The following is a 346-nucleotide window of genomic DNA, read 5'->3' as shown; positions in this document are numbered from 1 at the left end:
CTGCTGAAATGCATCATAAATTAATGAAAGAATTGACAGAGCCTGAAAAAGTAAAAGTGCTGCTTGCACAAGCTATTTTTGGAAATCCTGATATTCTGTTGCTAGATGAACCTACAAACGGGCTTGATTTACACGCAGTAAAATGGCTTGAAGATTTTCTAATGGAACTGGAAAATACAACTGTGCTTGTCGTTTCACATGATAGACACTTTTTAAATAAAGTTTGTACTCACATTGCTGACATTGATTACGGAAAAATTAAAATGTTTGTTGGAAACTATGATTTCTGGTATGAATCAAATCAATTAATGCAAGAATTAATTAGAAACCAAAATAAAAAAATGGA

General features: G+C 31.8%; 1 pseudogene. It reads left to right on the top strand.

Features of this window, described 5'->3' with window-relative positions:
- Positions 1 to 346: pseudogene (locus ACO409_RS06285) on the top strand (ABC transporter ATP-binding protein); the annotation flags it as partial.

The organism is Leptotrichia sp. (genome assembly GCF_057270615.1).
This window is presented reverse-complemented; position numbering and strand designations above follow the sequence as displayed.